This window comes from Achromobacter sp. ISS7, assembly GCF_056523125.1.
Genome location: NZ_JAWRZD010000001.1, coordinates 243739 through 265153 on the forward strand (window position 1 = coordinate 243739; position 21415 = coordinate 265153).

The following is a 21415-nucleotide window of genomic DNA, read 5'->3' on the forward strand; positions in this document are numbered from 1 at the left end:
GGGGCGGTTCCGGACCGGCGTTCATAACAGGAAGATCGACAATGAAATTCGCAAGGACTTTGGCAGCCATCGCGCTGTTGGGCAGCGCCGGCGCGGCGCAGGCGCACTTCGTCTGGCTCGAGCGGGCCGACCAGGGGCCGGCAAAGGCGTACTTCGGCGAGTGGGCGGACGACCTACGTGAAAAGCGCGACGGCCTCCTGGGCAAGGTCCTGGTGGCGCCGGTGGTGACCGGCGCCGACGGCAAGGCGCTCAAGGCGTCGGCCGAGGGCGCGGATTTCGTCGAGTTCGCCGCCAGCGGCAAGGGCGACGTGCGCCTGTCGCAGCCGATCCAGTTCAAGGACACGCTGATGCAGTACGGCGCCAAAGCCGGCCGCGAAGACACCCAGGGCAAGCTCGACCTGGAACTGGTGCCGGCCGCCGCGGGCAGCAACACCTTCGTGCTGCATTTCAAGGGCAAGCCGCTGGCCAAGACCGAAGTCACCGTGTTCGGCCCGCCCAAGTGGGAAAAGCGTTTCCACAGCGATGAGAACGGCCGCATCGAGATCACCACGCCGTGGCCGGGCCAGTACGTGCTGGAAGCCGCCCACGTCGAGGGCAAGGCCGGCGAGGCCGACGGCAAGGCCTATACCAAGATCCGCTACGTTTCCACCCTGACCTTCAACGTGACCAAGTGAAAGCTCCCGCAGCCGGCGCAGGCATGATGCGCTACCGTCTGGCCGTGGCCTCGCGGGCCCTGGCCGCCATCCTCGGCGGCTACGGCCTGGCCTCGGCGGCTGCGGCCTGCCTGGCCGTCTGGCTGCCCATGCAGCGCGCCGACGCCGTCGTCGCGGCGCAGATGTCGGCCTTCGTGGTCTACACCTGTGGCGTGATCTGGGTGTTCGCCACCCGCAACGCCTGGCGCGCCTGGGCCGGCATCCTGTTGCCGGCGGCGCTGTTCGGCGGCCTGTTCCTGATCGGCCGCATGGTGGGGGGCGCATGAAACCGAGTACCGGAAAAGCGCAAGGCGAAGGCCTGCGCCAATCCATGTCGTGGCTGCACACCTGGTCGGGGTTGATCTTCGGCTGGGTGCTGTTCGCGATGTTCCTGACCGGCACGCTGTCGTTCTTCCGTCCCGAGATCACCCGCTGGATGCAGCCCGAGATCCAGGTGAAGGCCGCGCCCACGCTCGAGTCCGTGGCCATGGCGCAGCGCTACCTGACCGAGCACGCGCCCGACGCCAAGCGCTGGTTCATCACGCCGCCCTCAGACCGCGAGCCGGAGATCCTGCTGCTGTACCAGGTGCAGAAACCCAAGCCGGGCGAACGCGGCTTCGTGCGCGCCAAGCTCGACCCACTGACCGGCCAGGCCGTCGCGGGTCGCGAGACGCGCGGCGGCGACTTCTTCTACCGCTTCCATTTCGAACTCGAGACGGCGTTCCCGTGGGGGCGCTGGCTCGCCAGCATCGCCGGCATGTTCATGCTGGTGGCCATCATCAGCGGCATCATCACGCACAAGAAGATCTTCGCCGACTTCTTCACCTTCCGCCCGAAGAAGGGCGGCCAGCGCGCCTGGATGGATGGCCACAACGCGCTGTCGGTGCTGGGGTTGCCGTTCCATTTGATGATCACGTTCAGCGGCCTGCTGTTGTTCGCCAGCATGCTGCTGCCGGCCGGCATCCTGGCCGCCTACGAAAACCCGCGCCAGTACGCCGACGACATGTTCCCGGGCTTCAAGGTCTCGCCGCCTCGCAATGAGCCGGCGCCGTTGGTGGCGCTTGCTCCGCTGGTCGAACAGGTCGAGCAGCGTTGGCATGGACGGGTCGGCCGCGTCACGGTCAACAATCCCGGCGATGCTGGCGCCACGGTGACCCTGGCGCGCGATGCGGCGGACGGCGTGTCCTACGGCCGGCTCGCGCCGTATGCGAGGTTCGACGGCGTCACCGGCGCCTTCCAGGAAGGGCAGGACGAGTTGACTCCCACCATGCGCACCGCCGGCGTGGTCATCGGACTGCACCTGGGGCTGTTCGCCGAGCCGCTGCTGCGCTGGTTCTATTTCCTGGTCAGCCTGGCGGGCACGGGCATGGTCGGCTCCGGCCTGGTGCTGTGGATTGCCAAGCGCCGCCAGAAGGCGCGCCCCGGCGCGCGCGAGGCCTTCTCGCTGCGCCTGGTGGACGGCCTGAACGCCGGCACCATCGCGGGCCTCTTCATCGCGGTCGCCGCGTTCTTCTGGACCAACCGCCTGGTGCCGGCCGACCTGCCGGGCCGCCAGTTGTGGGAAGTGCGCGCGTTCTTCAGCGCCTGGGGCCTGTCGCTGGTGTACGCGTTCCTGTTCCACAAGCGCAAATGGGTCGACCTGCTGACGCTGGCCGCCGCCTCGCTGGCGCTGGTGCCGGTGGTCAACGCCTTGACCACGTCGCGCCACCTCGGCGTGTCGCTGCCGGCGGGCGACTGGGTCATGGCCGGTTTCGACCTGACCTGCCTGGCTGGCGCGCTGCTCCTGGGCTGGATGGCGCGCAAGGCCGCCCGCGCACGCAAGGCGCCGGCCAAGGGCGCCGCCAAGGCGCCCGTCCGCGCCCGCGCCGCGACGGCCGCCGAAGCGCCCGCCCCGGCGCAAGCGGCGCAGGCCCGGCCCCGTCCCGCCGCGCCCGATCTGACGCCCTCGCATTCCCCTTCCGAAGCTGCCTATGAACCGAGGTGATACGCCATGACGCTCGCCGCCTTCTGCCTTGCCTACGCGGGATTCTCCGCCCTGTGCCTGGGCATGGATCGTCACTACGAGGACCTGTTCGACCGCGCCTTGCCGCGCCGCCATCGCGTGCCGTTGCGCACCTTCGGCTGGCTGGCGCTGGCGTTGTCGCTGTGCGCCTCGGCCGCGGTCTGGGGCTGGAGCTATGGCACCATCGAATGGATCGGCATCCTCAGCATCGCCGGCCTGCTGCTGATCTGGTTCCTGACCTTCCGGCCGCGCGCCGCGCTGACGGCCGGCGGGCTGTGCGCGCTGGCCGCGCCGCTGCTGGCCGTCCTGTAATCGCGGCGCCCGGGCGGCCCGTCGCCGTCCCGTGCCATCCTGGCGCCACGCGCGGCACGTTACACTGGGCGTTTCACCAAGCAAACGCCTGCATCGTCCATGAACACCCGCGTCCTCACTGGCATCACCACCTCCGGAACCCCCCACCTCGGCAACTACGCTGGCGCGATCCGCCCGGCGGTCCAGGCGAGCACGCAACCGGGTGTCGACGCGTTTTTCTTCCTGGCCGACTACCACGCGCTGATCAAGTGCGACGATCCGGCCCGCGTGGCCCGTTCGCGGCTTGAAATCGCCGCCACCTGGCTGGCGGTGGGCCTCGATCCCGAACGCGTCACCTTCTACCGCCAGTCGGACATCCCCGAGATCCCCGAGCTGAGCTGGCTGCTGACCTGCGTCACGGCCAAGGGCCTGATGAACCGCGCGCACGCCTACAAGGCCTCGGTCGACCAGAACGTGGCCAAGGGCGTGGATCCCGACGACGGCGTGACCATGGGCCTGTTCTCGTATCCGGTGCTGATGGCCGCGGACATCGTCATGTTCAACGCCAACAAGGTGCCGGTGGGCCGCGACCAGATCCAGCACCTGGAAATGGCGCGCGACATCGCCCAGCGCTTCAATCACCTGTACGGCCGCGAGTACTTCACGCTGCCCGAGGTCGCCATCGAGGAAGACGTGGCCACCTTGCCGGGCCTGGACGGCCGCAAGATGTCCAAGAGCTACAACAACACCATTCCGCTGTTCGAAGGCGGCGCCAAGGCGCTGCGCGCCTCGATCATGCGCATCGTCACCGACTCGCGCGAACCGGGCGAACCCAAGGACGCCGAAGGCTCGCACCTGTACACCATCTACCGCGCCTTCGCCACGCACGAACAGGCCGCGGCGTTCCGCAAGCAGCTCGAGGAAGGCCTGGGCTGGGGCGAGGCCAAGCAGGCGCTCTACGACCACCTGGAGAACCTGCTGGCGCCGATGCGCGAGCGCTACTTCGACTTGATGGCCAACCCCGGGCGCATCGAGGACGTGCTGCAGGCCGGCGCCGCCAAGGCGCGCAAGCTGGCGGTGCCGATGATGCGCGAACTGCGCGAGGCCGTGGGCCTGCGCAACCTGAACGCGCAGGCGCCGGGCAAGGACGCGCCGGCCAAGAAGGAAAAGGGCAAGGGCGCGCGTTTCGTCAGCTTCCGCGACGAGGACGGCGGCTTCCGTTTCCGCTTCCTGGCCGCCGATGGCGAGGAACTGCTGCTGTCGCAACGCTTCGCCGATCCCAAGGAAGCCGGCGCGCTGATGCGTCGCCTGCAGGCGGAATCGCCCGAGACCCTGCTGCAAGCCACGGCCGAAGGCCTGGCGGCGGTGCTGGACGGCGCGACCGTGGCGACGGCGCCCGCCGGCGCCGAGGGCGACGTCCAGGCGCAGCTGGCGAAGGCGCGCGACGCGCTGCGCTCGATGGCGCAGGAATAACGCCGCGCAGGCAGCAAGGCAAGGGCGGCGCCATCGCGCCGCCCTTGTCGTTTGTGCGGCGGAAAAGCTTGCCGCGCGTCGGGCGCCGCGCCTAGCGGGCGTTGGCGGAGACGATGCGGCCGTCGCGCACCTGGAATCGTTGCGCGCTGCCCTGGCCGGCGATTTCCAGCATGTCGCCTTCCGAATAGCCCGTCACGGTGGGGCAGTCGAGCCACTCGGGGTTGATGAACGGGAAGTACTTGAGCGTGCCGCTGCCCTGGCTGACGAAATCGAACGTGGTGTTGGCCACGACTTCCGGATCCCATTGGCTGGCGTCGAAGGTCAGCGCACAGCCGGCGCCGATGCGGTAGATGATGCTGGCGCCCATGCTGGCGAATCCCAGCGCGCCGACGTGCAACTGCGCGCCGTTGGCCAGTTCGATGATCCGGCTGCCCAGGCGTTCCAGGGTGATGTGCTTGAAGGTGACTTCGGCGCCGTCCACCGTCAGGTGGGCATATTGGCCGAGGGTGACTTCGTTGTAGGCGCCGCTCAGGCTGGCTTCTTTCTCGGTGATGATTGCCGTTTCGTTGGCGGCAAGCGTAATCGTGTTGCGCATGGCGGGACGGATCTCCGGTCTCTCAGGTATGGCGCTGTTTTTCTTGTGCTTCGACCCGATAGACGCTTGCGCCGCAGCTCGCCTGATCATGGGTTTGCTTCCGCCGTGCATGCCCGATCCGCCGGCTTATTATTATTTGGACACAATTCGATATTTTCCCTTATTTTTGTTGCGTCCGGCTTGAGGCAACGCAAGGAAGGGGAGGCTTTGAGGGAAAGTCCTTAGTTGAATGACAACCCTGAATGACAACCGGCGCCTGGGCGCCGGTTGGAGGACTTGCGGATGCCGCCTGGCCGGCTCCCATGGGGAGCGGCCAGGGGAGGGGACTCAACGCTTGAGCTTGGCGAACGCGTCGGCCATGGCGCTGTTCATCGCGCCGCTGCCGCCGGCGTTGCCGCGGCCGCTGTCGCCTTGCGGGCGGCGGCCGCCACGCTCGCCGCCCTTGGGGGCGGCGTCGGCGCCGCGCCGGGCCGGCACGGCGGCGTCGTTCATGCGCATGGTCAGGGCCACGCGCTTGCGCGCCACGTCCACTTCCAGCACCTTCACGCTGACCGTCTGGCCCACGCGCACCACGTCGCGCGGATCTTTCACGAACTTCTCGGCCAGCGCCGAGATGTGGACCAGGCCGTCCTGGTGCACGCCGATGTCGACGAACGCGCCGAAGTTGGCGACGTTGGTCACCACGCCTTCGAGCACCATGCCGGGATACAGGTCGTTGAGCGTCTCGACGCCTTCCTTGAACTGGGCGGTCTTGAACTCGGGGCGCGGATCGCGGCCGGGCTTTTCCAGTTCGGCGAAGATGTCGCGCACCGTCGGCAGGCCGAAGCGCTCGTCCGTGAAGTCGGACGGCGACACGCCCTTGAGCGCATCGCGCTGGCCGATGATCTGCTTCACCTCGGCCTTGATCTTGGCCACGATGCGTTCGACCACCGGATAGGCTTCCGGGTGCACCGACGAGGCGTCCAGCGGATTGTCGCCGTTGGGGATGCGCAGGAAGCCGGCGGCCTGCTCGAAGGCCTTGTCGCCGAAGCGCGGCACCTTGCGCAGCAGTTCGCGGGTGGGGAAGGCGCCGTTCTCGTCGCGCCAGGCCACGATGTTCTTGGCCAGCAGCGAGTTCAGGCCCGACACGCGCGCCAGCAGCGCGGCGGAGGCGGTGTTGACATCGACGCCCACGGCGTTCACGCAATCCTCGACCACGGCGTCCAGCGAACGCGCCAGCTCGCGCTGGTTGACGTCGTGCTGGTACTGGCCGACGCCGATGGCCTTGGGATCGATCTTGACCAGCTCGGCCAGCGGATCCTGCAGGCGGCGCGCGATCGACACGGCGCCACGCAGCGTCACGTCGAGATCGGGGAATTCGAGCGCGGCGGTTTCCGACGCCGAGTACACCGAGGCGCCGGCCTCGGACACGACCACGCGCGTCACCTTCAGGTCGGGGAAGCGTTCCTGCATGTCGCCCACCAGCTTCTCGCTTTCGCGCGAGGCGGTGCCGTTGCCGATGGCGATCAGGTCGACCTTGTGGCGCGCGACCAGCGCGGCCAGCGTATTGATGGTGCCTTCGCGGTCACGGCGCGGTTCGAACGGGTAGACGGTGGAGGTATCGACCACCTTGCCGGTCTGGTCGATCACGGCCACCTTGCAGCCCGTGCGGATGCCGGGATCCAGGCCCAGCACGGCCTTGGGGCCGGCCGGCGCGGCCAGCAGCAGATCCTTCAGGTTGGCGGCGAACACGCGGATGGCCTCGGCCTCGGCGGTCTCGCGCAGGCGGCCGACCAGTTCGCTTTCGAACGCCGTCACCAGCTTGACGCGCCAGGTCCAGCGGCACACTTCGCCCAGCCAGCGCGCGCGCGGCGAGGCGTCCAGCGCGAACAGGCCATTGCCGAGCTTGAGAAAGCCGGCGATGCGCGCCACGCAGGGGTGCGGCAGTTGCGCTTCGAGCTCGGTTTCCAGGCCCAGGCGGATTTCCAGCACGCCCTGCTGGCGGCCGCGCAGCAGCGCCAGGATGCGGTGCGACGGCAGCGTGCGCAGCGGCTCGTTGAAGTCGAACCAGTCGCGGAAGTTGGCGCCTTCGGTTTCCTTGCCGTCGACCATCTTGGAATACAGATAGCCGGTGGACCAGAGGTGCTCGCGCATGTCGGCCAGCAGGTCGGCGTTCTCGGCGTAGCGCTCGGCCAGGATGTCGCGGGCGCCGTCCAGCGCCGCCTTGGCGTCGTTGATCGAGGCTTCGGGATTCAGGTATTGCGCGGCCAGCGCGGCCGGATCGCAGGCCGGGTCGGCCAGGATGGCGTCGGCCAGCGGCTCCAGGCCGGCCTCGCGGGCGATCTGGGCGCGCGTGCGGCGCTTGGGCTTGTACGGCGCGTACAAGTCTTCCAGGCGCTGCTTGGTATCGGCGGTGGCGATTTCCTGCTGCAGTTCGGGCGTCAGCTTGCCTTGCTGCGAGATCGATTCGAGGATCGAGCCACGGCGTTCTTCGAGCTCGCGCAGGTAGCCCAGGCGCACTTCCAGGTTGCGCAGGACGGTGTCGTCCAGGCCGCCGGTGGCTTCCTTGCGGTAGCGCGCGATGAAGGGCACGGTGGCGCCATCGTCCAGCAGTTCCACCGCGGAGGCGATCTGGGAGGCGCGTGCGCCGAGCTCGGTGGCGAGCTGGGCAACGATACGGGCATTGTCGACGCCGGCGGCGACGTTCGTGATAACGGAAGTTTCAGACATCTCGATACGACGGCAAAAAAGGAAAAACAAGGGGCGGATTGTGCCATAAGCCGTTGTTACGGAACGTGCCAGGCGGGACACATCCGTCCCCATGGGATGTGGCGTTTGCGACGCGATCGGCGGAAAAGGGCGGCGCCAGCGGGTATCATTTGATCCTTTCCCACCCTATTCAGGGCCTGGCGCCCCGACCGTCGACCCGCGCGGTCGATCGCGACGCCCGGCTGTTTCAATGCTGGACCTGGACATCTCCGAATTCTTCGCCGAGGACGGCCCGCTCGCGTCGGCCATGCCCGGCTACAAGCCGCGCCCGTCCCAGGTGGAACTGGCGCAGGCCATTGGCGAGGCCATCCAGGATCGCGCCACGCTGGTGGCCGAGGCCGGCACCGGCATCGGCAAGACCTGGGCCTACCTTGTACCCGCCTTCATCCAGGGCGGCAAGGTGCTGATTTCCACCGGTACGCGCACCCTGCAGGATCAACTGTTCGCCCGCGACCTGCCGCGCGTGCGCGCGGCGCTGGCCGCGCCGGTCACCGCCGCGCTGCTCAAGGGCCGCGGCAACTACGTCTGCCATTACCACCTGGAACGCCTGCAGGGCGACGAACGCGCCTTGAAGTCGCGCACCGAGACCCAGCAATTGCGCCAGATCCAGGTATTCGCCGGCATTTCCAAGACCGGCGACCGCGGCGACCTGGCGCAGGTGCCCGAAGACGCCGATATCTGGCAGCGCGTCACCTCGACGCGCGAGAACTGCCTGGGCCAGGAGTGCCCGCGCATCCGCGACTGTTTCGTGGTCAAGGCCCGCCGCCAGGCCCAGGAGGCCGACGTGGTGGTGGTCAACCACGCCCTGTTCATGGCCGACCTGGTGCTGCGCGAAGAAGGCGTCACCGACCTGCTGCCCGAGGCCGACACCGTCATCTTCGACGAAGCGCACCAGTTGCCCGACACGGCCACCCGCTTCCTGGGCAGCAGCGTGTCCACCCACCAGTTGCTGGACTTCGGCCGCGCGCTCGAGGCCGCCGGCCTGGCGTACGCGCGTGAAGCCACTAAATGGAGCGACGTGGCGCGCCACCTGGAAACGGCCACGCGCGAATTGCGCCTGGCCTGTGCGCCGCTCGAGCGGCTGCCGGGCCGCAAGGCCACGTTCGAGGCCATTCCCAATGCCGATGAGTTCGATGCCGCGCTGGCGGTGCTGCGCGAGGCGGTGGACATCGCCACCAACGCGCTGGGCTCGGTCGCCGAACGCCATCCCGACCTGGTGGCCGCCACCCGCAGCGGCGCCGAGATCGCCATGCGTCTCAAGCGCTGGGCCACGCCGGGCCGCGACGGCGCCGGCTTCAACGACGAAGGCTGGGGCCGCGACGACCAGGCGCCCGCGCCGGCGCCGCAATCGGCGCTGGGCGACGGCCTGTCCACGCCCGCCGCGATTCTCGAAGGCGCGGCCGCGGCGGTGGAGTGGACCGGGCCGGCGGTGCGCTGGGTCGAGCATGGCCAGCATCACGTGCGGCTGCATTCCGCGCCGCTGTCGGTGGCGCAGGCGTTCTCCAAATACCGCAAGCCGGGCCAGGCCTGGATCATGACCTCGGCCACGTTGTCGGTGAACGGCGAGTTCACCCATTTCACCGGCCAGCTGGGCCTGGATCGCGCCCGCACCGGCAAGTGGGAATCGCCCTTCGATTACCCCGAGCAGGCGCTGCTGTTCGTGCCGCGCGGCATGCCCGAGCCGCAATCGCCGCAGTTCCTGGAGCGCTTCGTGCAGACTCTGCTGCCGCTGCTGGAAGCCAGCCCGGGCGGCACGCTGGTGTTGTGCACCACGCTGCGCGCCGTGGACAAGGTCGCCAACCTGCTGGCAGACGCCTTCGACGACGCCGGCCACGACTGGCCGCTGCTCAAGCAGGGCGAGGGCACGCGCCGCGACCTGCTGGACCGCTTCTGCAAGCTGACGCACCCGGTGCTGGTGGGCAGCGCCAGCTTCTGGGAGGGCATCGACCTGCCCGGCGACGTGCTGACGCTGGTGGCGATCGACAAACTGCCGTTCGCGCCGCCCGATGATCCGGTGATCGAGGCGCGGCTGCGGGCCTGTCGCGCCCACGGCGGCAATCCGTTCTCGGAATACCAGTTGCCCGAGGCCGCAATCTCGCTCAAGCAGGGCGCCGGCCGCCTGATCCGCACGGAATCGGACTGGGGCGTGCTGATGGTGGGCGATGCCCGCCTGGTCGAGAAGCCCTATGGCAAGCGCCTGTGGCGCGGCCTGCCGCCGTTCGCGCGGACGCGCGAGCTGGAAGAGGTGCTGGCCTTCTACCGCCGCAAGCAGGAATAGGACGGCGGCGCATCACGCCGCAAGAATCGGACGCCGGGATGGCGGATAAAAAAAGCCCCTCGAGAGATCGAGGGGCTTTTCCCATGCGAGCGGTGTTCAGTTGAACGGATTCCACCAGCTCTTGTCGGCCTTCAGGCCCTTGTCCTTGAACGAGCTGTTGGGGAAGTTCTTGTCGAACACGCGCTGCGAGTCGTTCTTCAGTTCGGTCATGCCGAGCTTGTCGTAGGACTGCACCATCAGGTAGAGCGCTTCTTCGGTAGCGGGGGCGCCCTCGAAGTCGGTGATGACGGTCTGCGCGCGGTTGGCGGCGGCGATGTAGGCGCCGCGCTCGTAGTAGTAGCGGGCCACGTGCACTTCGTTCATGGCGATGGTGTTGACCAGCCAGGCGACGCGCTTGATGGCGTCCGGGGTGTACTTGCTGTCCGGGTAGCGCTTGATCAGGTCGTTGAACGCGTCATAGGACGCGCGCAGGCCCTTGGGGTCGCGCTCGGCCGGATCTTGGCCGGTGATGTTGCTCATGAACGCGCTGGCCGGCGTGAAGTTGATCAGGCCCTTCAGGTACAGCGCGTAGTCGGTGCCGGGATGGTTGGGGTAGAGCTGCTGGAAGCGGTCGATCGCGGCCAGCGCCTGTTCGTTTTCGCCGTCCTTCCAGTTGACGTAGGCCAGTTCCAGCAGGGCCTGCTGGGCGTAGACGCCGAAGGGATAGCGGCTCTCGATGGCGGTCAGGCGCTCGCGCGCTTCTTTCCAGCCACCCGAGGAGATTTCGGCCTTGGCGTCGGCGTAGAGCTGTTCGGCGCTCCAGTTGGTGGTCTTGTCGTACTTGCTGTTGGTCGAACCGCAACCGGCGATCGCGATGACGGCAAATAGCGCGATAACCACGCGCAAAACCGACCCGCTTCGGGAGGCGGGGTTCAAGGGAGCTGCGGAGTGGTGAATCACGAGAATCGTATCCTTGGTGTTAGCATGGCAGGCTGATTATATGATTTGTCTCCATGTCTGATACAGCCATCAGCGCAGATCTCGTTTCCGACGATGAACTCCTGAGCCTTCCCGGCGAAAACCCGCGCGGCGAACCGCAACTTGTAACGGTGCCCGCGGGCACCCGCGCCGACCGGCTGGACAAGGTGCTGGCCGGGCTGTTGACGGACCATTCCCGCAGCCGGCTGCAAGGCTGGATCGAGGCCGGCAACGTCCACGTCAACGGCGCGCCCGGCAAGGTCCGCCAGACGGTGGGGCCCGGCGACGAAATCACGGTCTGGGCCCAACCGGCGCCCGAAACCCTGGCTTTCGCCCCCGAACCGATCGATTTCCCCGTGGTGGACGAAAGCGCCGACTGGATCGTGGTGAACAAGCCCGCCGGCCTGGTGGTGCATCCCGGCGCCGGCAACTGGAGCGGCACGCTGCTCAACGGCCTGCTGCACCGCTACCCCGAACTGGCGCAGGTGGCCCGTGCCGGTATCGTTCACCGGCTGGACAAGGACACCTCCGGACTGATGGTGGTGGCGCGCAATGAAATCGCCCAGACCCACCTGGTGCGCCAGCTGCAGGCGCGCAGCATGGGGCGCGAATACGTCGCCCTGGCGCATGGCTGGCTGGCCGCCGCCGGCAAGGTCGACCGGCCGATCGGCCGCGATCCGCGCGTGCCGGTGCGCATGAGCGTCGAACGGCCGGTGGCGCCCAAGCCCGCCATCACCCACTATGCCCCGGCGCGCCGCGGCCAGGTCGATCCCGGCGGCCGCGTCACCGAGGTGGTCTGTCGCCTGGAAACCGGCCGCACCCACCAGATCCGGGTGCACCTGGCCAGCCTCGGGCATGCGCTGCTGGCCGACACTATCTACGGCGGCAAGAACATCGCGGGCGCGCAGCGGCAGATGCTGCACGCCCGCGCCCTGCATTTCGACGATCCGGGCGGGCGCGGCGAGGTCCAGTTCGCCGCGCCGGTGCCGGCGGACATGACCCTGGTCCAGGAAGCGATCGCATGGAACGCGTGATTGAAGGCTTGCCCGTGGTGACCGGCCCCGCCTGGGCCGGCGTCAACTACTTCTGCACCACCCGCGCCGGCGGCGTGGGCGTGGCGCCGCACGACACCCTCAACCTGGGCCGCCGCGCCGGCGATGATCCCGACACCGTGGCCGAGAACCGCCGCCGCCTGCGCGCGGCGCTGCCGGCCGAGCCGTTGTGGTTGCGCCAGGTGCACGGCAGCGACGTGATCGACGCCGACGCCACTGACCTGCCCGACGAGCCGGCGCTGGACGCCAGCGTCACCGCCCAGCCGGGCCGCGTGCTGGCCGTGATGGTGGCGGACTGCCTGCCGGTCGTCATCGCCGACGCCGACGGCCGTGTCCTGGGCGCGGCCCATGCCGGCTGGCGCGGCCTGTCCGGCGGTGTGCTGGAAAACACCCTGGCCGCCATGCGCGCCAAGGCGCCGGACGCAAGCGCCTGGCGCGCCTGGGTCGGCCCGGGCATCGGGCCGGACGCCTTCGAGGTCGGCCGCGACGTGCTGGACGCCTTCATGGCGGACGACCCCGCCGCCGAACGCTACTTCCGGCCGCGGCCGGGCGTGGCGGGCAAATGGCTGGCCGACCTGGCCGGCCTGGCCGAATTCCGCCTGCGGCGGGCCGGCGTGCAGGACGTCACCCTGAGCGGCCTGTGCACCGTGGCGGACGCCGGGCGCTTCTTTTCCTACCGCCGCGACAGCGAGACCGGCCGCATGGCGTTGCTGGCCTGGCTCGACCCGGACTGATCCAGCGCAAAGCGGCCGCACGCGCGGGCGGCTAGCCTTGCTGGCCTCATTGAATACCCGCATTGACAGCGCTGAACCCGACATGCAACATCAATCGGGAAGTCTCGATAACAAGGTGTCGAAGTGAATGCCAATCTCTCCGCCTCAGGGCCCCTTCCGGTGAGCGTGGCTCCGGACGTCCTGGCCGATATCCAGGCTGAATTCTCGCGCGAATGGCAGCGGCTGTGCGACGACGCCCGCCGCGGCGCGCTGACCCCGCTGGCCGACCGGCGCTTCGCCGGCGAGGCCTGGGCCGCCAATGGCCAGCACTTGCTGATGGCCCATACCTATCTGCTGTCGGCCCGCGCCATGTCGCGCATGGTCGACGCCGCCCAGGTCAGCGAACCGATGCGCGACCGGCTGCGCTTCTCGATCATGCAGTGGGTCGACGCGCTGTCGCCCTCGAACTTCCTGGCCCTCAACCCCGACGCCCAGCAGTCCATCGTCGAAAGCGCCGGCCGCGCCCTGAACGAGGGCCTGGCCAATCTGCTGGGCGACGTCAAGAAAGGCCGCATCACCCAGACCGACGAGACCCAGTTCGAGATCGGCCGCAACGTGGCGGTGACGCCCGGCGAGGTGGTGTTCGAGAATCCGCTGTTCCAGCTGATCCAGTACGCGCCCACCACCGCCACGGTGCACGAGGTGCCGCTGGTGATCGTGCCGCCGAACATCAACAAGTTCTACATCCTCGACCTGCAGCCCGAGAACTCGTTCGTGCGCCACGCGGTCGAGCAGGGCTTCACCGTTTTCCTGATCTCCTGGCGCAATCCGCTGGCCAGCGATACCGACGGCGTCGATCGTGCCACCTGGTCGGACTATCTCGACGACGCGGTGCTGCAGGCGCTGCGGGTGGCCAGCGACATCACGCGCCAGCCGCAGGTCAACGCCCTCGGTTTCTGCGTCGGCGGCACCATGCTGGCCTCGGCGCTGGCGCTGGCCGAGGCGCGCGGCGAACATCCGGTCGCGGCGTTGACGCTGCTGACCTCGCTGCTCGATTTCCACGACACCGGCATCCTGAGCGTCTTCGTCGACGAGGCCCACGCCCTGCTGCGCGACCATCAGCTGGGCGCCGGCGGGCTGATGCCGGGACGCGACCTGGCCACCACCTTTTCGTTCCTGCGGCCCAACGAGCTGGTCTGGAACTACGTCGTCGGCAACTACCTCAAGGGCCAGAAGCCGCCGGCCTTCGACCTGCTGTTCTGGAACGGCGACAGCACCAACCTGCCGGGACCGTTCTTTTCCTGGTACTTCCGCAACACGTACCTCGAAAACAATCTCAAGGTGCCGGGCAGGGCCCAGGCCGCCGGCCTGCCGCTGGACCTGACGCGCCTGTCGATGCCGGCGTATATTTTCGGTTCGCGCGAAGATCACATCGTGCCGTGGGTCTCGGCCTACGCCTCGACCCAGGTGCTGCGCGGTCCGCAGCGCTTCGTGCTGGGCGCGTCGGGCCACATCGCCGGGGTGGTCAATCCGCCGGCCAAGAAGCGCCGCAGCTACTGGGTGGCGGACAATATGGGCGGCGCGGGCAAGCCGCTGCCGGGCGATCCCAACGCCTGGCTGGCGCAGGCGCAGGAAAAACCGGGCAGCTGGTGGCCCGACTGGGCGGGCTGGCTGGCCGGGCATTCCGGCAAGCAGGTCAAGGCTCGGGCAAAATCAGGTAACGCCAGCTACCGGCCGATCGAGCCGGCGCCTGGCAGGTATGTGAAGGTCAGGGCCGCCTGAAGCCGCGCTTGCGGCGGGCCCCAGGCCAATAAGAAGTAGAAGTCAATCAACGAGGCGTCCGTCGCACACAGGAGGAAGTCCAATGAGCGGAAAACTGGCTTACGTTACAGGCGGGATGGGCGGGATCGGCACCTCTATTTGCCAACGCCTGGCCAAAGAGGGCTTTCGCGTCGTGGCAGGCTGCGGCCCGAGCCGCAATTACCAGCAATGGCTGGATGAACAAGCAGCGCAGGGATATACCTTCCATGCTTCCGTCGGCAATGTGTCCGACTGGGATTCCACCGTCGCCGCCTTCGAACGCATCACGGCGGAACTCGGCCAGGTCGATGTGCTGGTCAACAACGCGGGCATCACCCGCGACGGCCTGTTCCGGAAAATGACCGCCGACGATTGGCGCGCGGTCATCGACACCAACCTGAACAGCCTCTTCAACGTGACCAAGCAGGTCATCGACGGCATGGTCGAGCGCCAGTGGGGGCGCATCATCAACATCAGTTCGGTGAACGGCCAGAAGGGCCAGTTCGGCCAGACCAACTACTCCACGGCCAAGGCCGGCATCCATGGCTTCACCATGGCGCTGGCCCAGGAAGTCGCGAGCAAGGGCGTCACCGTCAACACCATCTCGCCCGGCTACATCGGGACCGACATGGTGCGCGCCATCCGCCCGGACGTGCTGGAAAAGATCGTCGCCACCATCCCGGTGCGCCGCCTCGGCACGCCCGAGGAAATCGCGTCGATGACGGCATGGCTGGCTTCCGACGAATCCGGCTTTTCCACCGGCGCGGACTTCTCGCTCAACGGCGGCCTGCACATGGGCTGACGCATCGCGGGCCGCCCGCGGGACGGCCTTTCCAGGCCGCGGCGCTTCGGGGAGAAGGCGCCGCGGCATTACACTTCACCCTATTCGAAGTCTTAGAGATCGCCCGATCCGGGGACAACCATGACGCAAGCACAAACCGGCGCCAGCCTGCGCCTGATTAAAAAGTACCCCAACCGTCGTCTGTACGACACCCGGACCAGCACCTACATCACCCTGGCGGATGTCAAGCAACTGGTCCTGGCCAACGAAGAATTCCAGGTCGTCGACGCCAAGAGCGCGGAGGATCTCACGCGCAGCATCCTGCTGCAGATCATCCTCGAAGAGGAAAGCGGCGGCATGCCCATGTTCTCGTCGAACATGCTGTCGCAGATCATCCGTTTCTACGGCCATGCGATGCAGGGCATCATGGGCTCGTACCTGGAAAAGAACATCCAGGCCTTCATGGAAATCCAGCAGCGCATGGCCGAGCAGTCCAAGGGCCTGTACGGCAGCCAGTTCGGCCCCGAGGCCTGGACCCAGTTCATGAACGTGCAGACGCCGATGCTGCAGAACATGATGAACAACTACATCGACCAGAGCAAAAACCTGTTCGTGCAGATGCAGGACCAGATGCAAGACCAGACCCGGGCCATGTTCTCGAACTTCCCGTTCACGCCGGGCGGTTCGCAGGGCGGCGGCCGCAAGCCGTAGCGGATCCTCCGGACCGCGGCCTGGCCGCGGGCCCGAAAGCCGGCCAGCCGGCGGCGCGATTGCGCCGCCGGCTTTCTTTTGGCTTGACCGGACGCAAGCATCCTCTTGTTTCGGACTATTCCGATTCAGGGGGATGTCAGATTTTTTCGTTACATTAATGCAAACGGTTCTTGTTTATGTTTTGAACGCCGTCGTTTCAATCGAGCTTTGAGGATGACCCACATGATGAAGAAAGCCTTGGCGCTGGCCATTGTCGCTTTGAGCGTGTCCGCCGCCCAAGCGGCCGAATACCCCATCGGCAAGCCCGTGGAAAAAGGCGGCATGGAAATCGGCGCGGTCTACCTGCAGCCGATCGAAATGGACCCGCCGGGCATGATGCGTCCCGCCAAGGATTCCGACGTCCACCTGGAAGCCGACATCCACGCCACCGCCGGCAACCCCACCGGTTTCCCGGAAGGCGAGTGGATGCCCTATTTGGTCGTGAACTACGAGATCCAGAAGGTCGGCAGCCAGAACGTGCAGAAGGGCGAGCTCATGCCCATGGTGGCCAACGACGGCCCGCACTATGGCGAAAACATCAAGCTCGAAGGCCCGGGCAAGTACAAGCTCAAGTACACCATCCTGCCGCCGACGGCCAACAAGATGAACCACTTCGGTCGCCACATCGACAAGGAAACCGGGGTGGGCGACTGGTTCAAGCCGATCGAACTCGAATATGACTTCGTCTACGCCGGCACCGGCAAGAAGGGCGGTTACTGATCGTGCGTCGCCTGTCCCGCGTCATCACCGCGCTGCTGATCAGCCTGGCTGGCCTGGCCGGCATGGCGCCCGCGCAGGCGGACGAACTGCCTACCTTCACGTTGACGTTCAAGCCGGACGGCACCTTTGAACCGGCCACGCTGGAAGTCCCGGCCGGCCGCTTCAAGATCGAACTGATCAACGAAAGCAACGAGCCGGTGGAATTCGAAAGCATTCCGCTGCGCAAGGAGAAGGTGCTCGGTCCCGGGGTCAAGTCGTTCGTGGTCATCACCATCTCGCGCCCCGGCGAGTATCCGTTCTTCGATGATTTTCACCAGGCGGTCAAAGGCACCCTGATCGTCAAGCCCAAGGAATAGGCGGCCGCACTACATGGAACAGGTTCTTTTCATTGTCTGGCGCGAAAGCGTCGAAGCCATGCTGGTGGTGGGCATTCTGTACACCTGGCTGCGCGCGACGCCGGAAGGCAAGCGCGGACTGAAGTATCTGTGGGGTGGCGTGGGCGCGGGCCTGGCGTTGGCGGTCGCGCTGGCGCTGGTGCTGCTGGGCGTGTCGTCGTGGCTCAGCGACGAAGGCCAGGAATGGTTCCAGGCGATCATGTCGCTGGCGGCCTGCGCGCTGGTGGTGCAGATGGTCGTGTGGATGAAGAAGCACGGCCGCACCCTCAAGGGCGAGCTCGAAAGTGGCGCCCGGTCTTCCATGGCCAACGACAACTGGTGGGGCCTGTTTGTCCTGGTGGCGATCGCGGTGGCCCGCGAAGGCAGCGAAACCGTGGTGTTCCTGTACGGCACCGTCGCGGCGGGCGAGGGCGGCAGCAACATGCTGATGCTGGCGCTGGCCGGCGTGGCCGGTTTCGTGGTGGCGCTGTTGACCTTCTGGCTGCTGCAACTGGGCGGCAAGCTCATCACCTGGCGCCGTTTTTTCCGCGTGACCGAAATCCTGTTGCTGCTGCTGGCCGGTTCGTTGCTGGTGGGCGGCCTGGATCACCTGATTTCGCTGGACGTGCTGCCGACCATCATCGATCCGGTCTGGGACAGCTCGTGGCTGTTGAGCGACAGCACCGGCGTTGGCAAGATCCTGGCTGATTTCGCGGGTTATCGTGCCTTGCCCGCCCTGATTTCGGTATTGTTGTGGGTTGCGTACTGGATCGTGGTCTGGGCGTTGCTGCGCTGGGTGGGCGGCAAGCCCGCGCCGGTCGCGGCCACCCGTGCCGCTTCTTGACCGCTGATTCCGACCCATTTATCGGACTGAATTAATGAAGGTTTGACCATGGCAGCTGCACTCGGGAGGGCAACCTCCCGTATCGCCGACTTTCTCCGAGACCATGCCCCTCTGTTGCGCAAGCTGCAGTGGGGCATTGTTGCGATATACGCGTTCCTCCTGATCGTGCCGGCCATCATGCCGCTGCCGGACAATTCGGCATCGGTTTTCAACAACCTGACCATCGTCGCCCAGTTCGCCTTCTGGGGCGTGTGGTGGCCGTTCGTGCTGATCTCGATGCCGATCCTCGGGCGGGCCTGGTGCGGCTGGTTCTGTCCGGAGGGCATGCTCACCGAATGGGCCAGCGAACGCGGCCAGGGGCATGCCATTCCGAAGTGGATGCGCTGGGGCGGCTGGCCGTTCGTGGCCTTCGCGCTCACCACCATCTACGGCCAACTGGTCAGCGTCTACCAATACCCGCTGGCGGTGCTGGCGGTGCTGGGCGGTTCGACCGTGGCGGCGATGATCGTCGGCTGGCGCTATGGCCGCAGCAAGCGGGTCTGGTGCAAATACCTCTGTCCGGTCAACGGCGTCTTCAACCTGCTGGCCAAGCTGGCGCCGTGGCATTTCAAGGTCAACGAGGAAAAGTGGCGCCATCCGGTCATCCGGATCGAACCCATCAACTGTGCGCCATTGGTGCCCTTGCGACATATGAAGGGCGCCGGCGACTGCCACGTTTGCGGCCGCTGCAGCGGCTATCGCGGCGCCATCGAACTGACGCCGCGTTCGCCCGAGGAAGAAGTCGTCAGCGTCACCGACGGCGAACCCTGGCAGACCGCGCTGCTGTGCTTCGGCCTGATGGGCATCGCCATGGGCGCGTTCCTCTGGAGCGCCAGCCCCTGGTACGTGGCGGCCAAGCAATGGGCCGCGACCTGGCTGGTCGAGCACGACATCATGTGGCCGCTGATGGACAATGCGCCGTGGTTCATCCTGACCCACTATCCGGAAGTGAACGACAGCTTTTCGTGGCTCGACGGCGCCGGCATCATGATGTTCGTGGTGGGCGCCACGATCTGCATCGGCGGCGCCAGTTTCCTGTCGCTGTGGATCGCCGACCGCCTGGCGCCGGCGGCGCCGGTGGACGGTCAGCCCGCGGGCGGCTGGTTCCGCCCGGGACTGCACAAGCTGGCGCAGGGCCTGATTCCGTCGGCAGGCATCGGCGTGTTCCTGGGGCTGTCGGCCACCACCATCAACCTGCTCAAGCACGAAGGCGTGCGCGCCGCCTGGGCCGCGCCGGTGCGCTTCACGCTGCTGACGCTGGCCGTGTTGTGGACCCTGCGCCTGTTCGCCCGGTTGCTGAACCAGCGCCCGGTGAGCCTGGCGCGCAAGGGCGCGGCCTGGCTGGTGCTGGCCGCCGGCCTGGCGCCGTTCTGCTGGGCCTGGGTGCTGTTCTTCGCCATCTGGTAATGCCCGCAAGATAACAAGCAAGCAGGCGAAGAAACCGCGGCGTCACGCGCGGGAAATATCCCGCGCTGTTTCCCGCATATCGCGGCGGCGCTTGAATTTGTACGACCATTTAACAATTACGTCCGCTGGTAATTCGTTGCTACTCTGGCTCCGCGCAATCAAGGAGCAGAGATGCGGTGCGGTCGTGGCGATAAGCGGTTGTTCTTCCTGGGGCCAGGGTTTCTGGTTCTCGCCGCCGTCGTTTCACCGGCTTTCGGCGCCTCGGTGCCCGAGGCGCCGCCACCGCCGGCAATCTCCATCGATGCCCGCGAGCAGTTGCGCCAACAAGAGCGTGAACGTGTCCTGCAACAGCAGAATACCCCGCGCGTCGACGGGCGCCTTCCCCGCCCTGAAGCATCCCCATCCGATTACCCCGCCGATGAAAGCCCTTGCTTCGTCATCAAGGCCCTGCGGCTGACAGGCGATTCGTCCGCCAGCTTTCAATGGGCGCTCGATGCCGCTGCGGATGTAATCAACCACTGCCTTGGCGGCCAGGGCATCACGGCGGCCATCAACAAGGTGCAGAACGCCATCCTGGCCAAAGGCTATGTCACGACGCGGGTGCTGGCACCCGAGCAGGATCTGACCGGCGGCCTTCTGGTCTTGACGCTGCTGCCCGGCCGCGTGGGTGATATCCGCTACGACGAGTCGGTTTCGTGGCGCGGTCGCTTATGGAATGCCATCCCGGCATCGTCGGGCGATATTCTCAACCTGCGCGATATCGAGCAGGGACTGGAAAATCTCAAGCGCGTTCCCAGTGCGGCCGCCGATATCCGGATCACGCCAGGACAGCGCGAATCCACCAGCGATCTGCTGGTGAGCTGGCAAGAAAGCCGACCGATACGGCTAAGCATCGGCCTGGACGATAGCGGTTCGGACAGCACCGGGCGTTACCTCGGTTCCGCCACCGTGGCCGTGGACGCCCCCTTCGCGCACAACGATCTTTTCTATGCCAACGTCGGCAGGGACCTGTTCCCGCAGGGCGCGCTCGGCAATCGTTCGAACGCCTTGAATTACATGTTCCCGCTTGGTTATTGGGCCTACTCCGTCAATTACAGCAATTACGCCTATCACCAGAACCTCCCCAGCGCCAACGAGGTGCTCAGATACAGCGGGAAAAGCGCGAGCCTTCAGGTCGGCGTGTCGCGGCTGGTGTATCGCGACCAGTCTCACAAGACCACGCTCAACCTGCGTGTGTATCGCAAATATTCCACCAACGCGGTCAATGACATTGCCATCGAGCAGCAGCGGCGTCGCACGGCCGGATGGGAGTTCGGCGTCAACCAGCGCAGCTATTTCGGCAGCGCCACGCTGGATGCGAACGTGGGCTGGAGGCACGGCACCGGCGCATTCGGCGCCCTCGCGGCACCCGAGGAAGCTTCGCGCAGCGGCAGTGCCCGCGGCGGCGTGCTGTCGGGCGACGTAAGCGTCGACCAACCCTTTTCCTGGGGAAAGCAGCCTTGGCGCTATCTGGCGATCGTCCGGGGCCAGTGGAGCCCGGACGCGCTGACGCCCCAGGAGCGCATGGCCATCGCCGGCCGTTATACGGTGCGCGGCTTCGATGGCGAGCAGACGCTGTCCGGCGAAAACGGACTGCTCTGGCGCAATGAATTCGCATGGAATGGGTTGTCACCCAGCAACGCGCTGTATGCGGCTCTGGATTACGGGTGGGTCGGCGGCCAGGGGGCCCGGTATCTGGTCGGGCGCCAGTTGGCGGGCGCAGCCCTGGGCGTGCGCGGTGCGCTCTGGAAAAAGCTTGGCTACGACCTGTTTGCTGGTGCGCCCATCTACAAACCGCGTGGTTTCCACACCGCTGGAATGACGATCGGATTCAGCATGAATCTGGAAATCTGATAGCGC

19 protein-coding genes are annotated in these 21415 nt (G+C 66.9%); 16 read left to right on the forward strand and 3 right to left on the reverse strand.

Annotated features, from left to right (window positions below; genetic code table 11):
* The first annotated feature begins 41 nt into the window (after positions 1 to 41).
* The 5 genes from AC1HFW_RS01045 to AC1HFW_RS01065 all read left to right on the forward strand — a co-directional run bounded on the left by AC1HFW_RS01045 (position 42) and on the right by AC1HFW_RS01065 (position 4458).
* On the forward strand, positions 42 to 674 hold the full coding sequence (locus tag AC1HFW_RS01045; protein ID WP_479281546.1) for a DUF4198 domain-containing protein: 633 nt from the start codon (positions 42 to 44) through the stop codon (positions 672 to 674).
* Between the two features lie 23 nt (positions 675 to 697).
* Positions 698 to 979, forward strand: a complete 282-nt coding sequence (locus AC1HFW_RS01050) for a DUF3649 domain-containing protein (RefSeq protein WP_006393575.1) — start codon at positions 698 to 700, stop codon at positions 977 to 979.
* Complete coding sequence (locus tag AC1HFW_RS01055) at positions 976 to 2676, forward strand: PepSY-associated TM helix domain-containing protein (RefSeq protein ID WP_479281547.1); 1701 nt, start codon at positions 976 to 978, stop codon at positions 2674 to 2676. The genes AC1HFW_RS01050 and AC1HFW_RS01055 overlap by 4 nt, the downstream gene beginning before the upstream one ends.
* Positions 2677 to 2682: 6 nt before the next feature.
* The gene (locus AC1HFW_RS01060; RefSeq protein WP_061072123.1) at positions 2683 to 3006 is read left to right on the forward strand and encodes a DUF3325 domain-containing protein; all 324 of its coding nucleotides are present in this window, start codon (positions 2683 to 2685) and stop codon (positions 3004 to 3006) included.
* 99 nt (positions 3007 to 3105) lie between these two features.
* The gene (locus AC1HFW_RS01065) at positions 3106 to 4458 is read left to right on the forward strand and encodes a tryptophan--tRNA ligase (protein WP_241067866.1); all 1353 of its coding nucleotides are present in this window, start codon (positions 3106 to 3108) and stop codon (positions 4456 to 4458) included.
* A gap of 91 nt (positions 4459 to 4549) precedes the next feature.
* On the opposite strand, the gene AC1HFW_RS01070 is transcribed toward AC1HFW_RS01065, so the two are convergent.
* The gene (locus AC1HFW_RS01070; RefSeq protein WP_006393579.1) at positions 4550 to 5053 is read right to left on the reverse strand and encodes a hypothetical protein; all 504 of its coding nucleotides are present in this window, start codon (positions 5051 to 5053) and stop codon (positions 4550 to 4552) included.
* 327 nt (positions 5054 to 5380) lie between these two features.
* The gene (gene tex / locus AC1HFW_RS01075) at positions 5381 to 7762 is read right to left on the reverse strand and encodes an RNA-binding transcriptional accessory protein Tex (RefSeq protein ID WP_006393580.1); all 2382 of its coding nucleotides are present in this window, start codon (positions 7760 to 7762) and stop codon (positions 5381 to 5383) included.
* Positions 7763 to 7991: 229 nt separating this feature from the next.
* Between tex and AC1HFW_RS01080 the strand changes: the two genes are divergently transcribed.
* Complete coding sequence (locus AC1HFW_RS01080; RefSeq protein ID WP_479281548.1) at positions 7992 to 10079, forward strand: ATP-dependent DNA helicase; 2088 nt, start codon at positions 7992 to 7994, stop codon at positions 10077 to 10079.
* Between the two features lie 96 nt (positions 10080 to 10175).
* Here AC1HFW_RS01080 and AC1HFW_RS01085 read toward each other — a convergent pair whose 3' ends face one another.
* A complete protein-coding gene (locus tag AC1HFW_RS01085) occupies positions 10176 to 10964 on the reverse strand; it encodes an outer membrane protein assembly factor BamD (protein ID WP_006393582.1) in 789 nt (262 codons plus the stop codon).
* Positions 10965 to 11071: 107 nt separating this feature from the next.
* On the opposite strand from AC1HFW_RS01085, the gene AC1HFW_RS01090 reads away from it, so the two are divergent.
* From AC1HFW_RS01090 to AC1HFW_RS01135, 10 genes are all read left to right on the forward strand, one after another.
* Positions 11072 to 12070 carry an RluA family pseudouridine synthase gene (locus tag AC1HFW_RS01090; protein ID WP_035360090.1) on the forward strand — a complete coding sequence of 333 codons (999 nt, stop codon included), beginning with the start codon at positions 11072 to 11074 and terminating at the stop codon, positions 12068 to 12070.
* On the forward strand, positions 12058 to 12822 hold the full coding sequence (pgeF, locus tag AC1HFW_RS01095; RefSeq protein ID WP_241073499.1) for a peptidoglycan editing factor PgeF: 765 nt from the start codon (positions 12058 to 12060) through the stop codon (positions 12820 to 12822). Before AC1HFW_RS01090 ends, pgeF begins: the two co-directional genes overlap by 13 nt.
* 123 nt (positions 12823 to 12945) lie before the next feature.
* Positions 12946 to 14583, forward strand: coding sequence for a class I poly(R)-hydroxyalkanoic acid synthase (phaC, locus tag AC1HFW_RS01100; protein ID WP_006393585.1), 1638 nt, complete (start codon positions 12946 to 12948; stop codon positions 14581 to 14583).
* An 82-nt stretch (positions 14584 to 14665) separates the two neighbouring features.
* Complete coding sequence (locus AC1HFW_RS01105) at positions 14666 to 15403, forward strand: 3-ketoacyl-ACP reductase (RefSeq protein WP_006393586.1); 738 nt, start codon at positions 14666 to 14668, stop codon at positions 15401 to 15403.
* A gap of 120 nt (positions 15404 to 15523) precedes the next feature.
* Positions 15524 to 16093: a polyhydroxyalkanoate synthesis repressor PhaR gene (gene phaR / locus AC1HFW_RS01110; protein WP_006393587.1), complete on the forward strand. Its 570-nt coding sequence runs from the start codon at positions 15524 to 15526 to the stop codon at positions 16091 to 16093.
* Between the two features lie 222 nt (positions 16094 to 16315).
* Positions 16316 to 16852: an iron transporter gene (locus AC1HFW_RS01115; protein WP_006393588.1), complete on the forward strand. Its 537-nt coding sequence runs from the start codon at positions 16316 to 16318 to the stop codon at positions 16850 to 16852.
* Positions 16853 to 16854: 2 nt separating this feature from the next.
* Positions 16855 to 17208 (forward strand): cupredoxin domain-containing protein, encoded by a 354-nt coding sequence (locus AC1HFW_RS01120; RefSeq protein ID WP_006393589.1) that lies wholly within the window; start codon positions 16855 to 16857, stop codon positions 17206 to 17208.
* Between the two features lie 13 nt (positions 17209 to 17221).
* Positions 17222 to 18070, forward strand: coding sequence for an FTR1 family iron permease (locus AC1HFW_RS01125; RefSeq protein WP_006393590.1), 849 nt, complete (start codon positions 17222 to 17224; stop codon positions 18068 to 18070).
* A 48-nt stretch (positions 18071 to 18118) separates the two neighbouring features.
* Positions 18119 to 19516, forward strand: coding sequence for a 4Fe-4S binding protein (locus tag AC1HFW_RS01130; protein ID WP_116521587.1), 1398 nt, complete (start codon positions 18119 to 18121; stop codon positions 19514 to 19516).
* Between the two features lie 171 nt (positions 19517 to 19687).
* Positions 19688 to 21409 (forward strand): ShlB/FhaC/HecB family hemolysin secretion/activation protein, encoded by a 1722-nt coding sequence (locus AC1HFW_RS01135; RefSeq protein WP_479281549.1) that lies wholly within the window; start codon positions 19688 to 19690, stop codon positions 21407 to 21409.
* Positions 21410 to 21415: the final 6 nt, after the last annotated feature.

Excerpts from the sequence above, each read along its gene's own strand:
- AC1HFW_RS01045 (WP_479281546.1), top strand. The coding sequence starts at position 42 with ATGAAATTCGCAAGGACTTTGGCAGCCATCGCGCTGTTGGGCAGCGCC.
- AC1HFW_RS01050 (WP_006393575.1), top strand. The coding sequence starts at position 698 with ATGATGCGCTACCGTCTGGCCGTGGCCTCGCGGGCCCTGGCCGCCATC.
- AC1HFW_RS01055 (WP_479281547.1), top strand. The coding sequence starts at position 976 with ATGAAACCGAGTACCGGAAAAGCGCAAGGCGAAGGCCTGCGCCAATCC.
- AC1HFW_RS01060 (WP_061072123.1), top strand. The coding sequence starts at position 2,683 with ATGACGCTCGCCGCCTTCTGCCTTGCCTACGCGGGATTCTCCGCCCTG.
- AC1HFW_RS01065 (WP_241067866.1), top strand. The coding sequence starts at position 3,106 with ATGAACACCCGCGTCCTCACTGGCATCACCACCTCCGGAACCCCCCAC.
- AC1HFW_RS01070 (WP_006393579.1), bottom strand. The coding sequence starts at position 5,053 with ATGCGCAACACGATTACGCTTGCCGCCAACGAAACGGCAATCATCACC.
- tex (WP_006393580.1), bottom strand. The coding sequence starts at position 7,762 with ATGTCTGAAACTTCCGTTATCACGAACGTCGCCGCCGGCGTCGACAAT.
- AC1HFW_RS01080 (WP_479281548.1), top strand. The coding sequence starts at position 7,992 with ATGCTGGACCTGGACATCTCCGAATTCTTCGCCGAGGACGGCCCGCTC.
- AC1HFW_RS01090 (WP_035360090.1), top strand. The coding sequence starts at position 11,072 with ATGTCTGATACAGCCATCAGCGCAGATCTCGTTTCCGACGATGAACTC.
- pgeF (WP_241073499.1), top strand. The coding sequence starts at position 12,058 with ATGGAACGCGTGATTGAAGGCTTGCCCGTGGTGACCGGCCCCGCCTGG.
- AC1HFW_RS01105 (WP_006393586.1), top strand. The coding sequence starts at position 14,666 with ATGAGCGGAAAACTGGCTTACGTTACAGGCGGGATGGGCGGGATCGGC.
- phaR (WP_006393587.1), top strand. The coding sequence starts at position 15,524 with ATGACGCAAGCACAAACCGGCGCCAGCCTGCGCCTGATTAAAAAGTAC.
- AC1HFW_RS01115 (WP_006393588.1), top strand. The coding sequence starts at position 16,316 with ATGATGAAGAAAGCCTTGGCGCTGGCCATTGTCGCTTTGAGCGTGTCC.
- AC1HFW_RS01125 (WP_006393590.1), top strand. The coding sequence starts at position 17,222 with ATGGAACAGGTTCTTTTCATTGTCTGGCGCGAAAGCGTCGAAGCCATG.
- AC1HFW_RS01130 (WP_116521587.1), top strand. The coding sequence starts at position 18,119 with ATGGCAGCTGCACTCGGGAGGGCAACCTCCCGTATCGCCGACTTTCTC.
- AC1HFW_RS01135 (WP_479281549.1), top strand. The coding sequence starts at position 19,688 with ATGCGGTGCGGTCGTGGCGATAAGCGGTTGTTCTTCCTGGGGCCAGGG.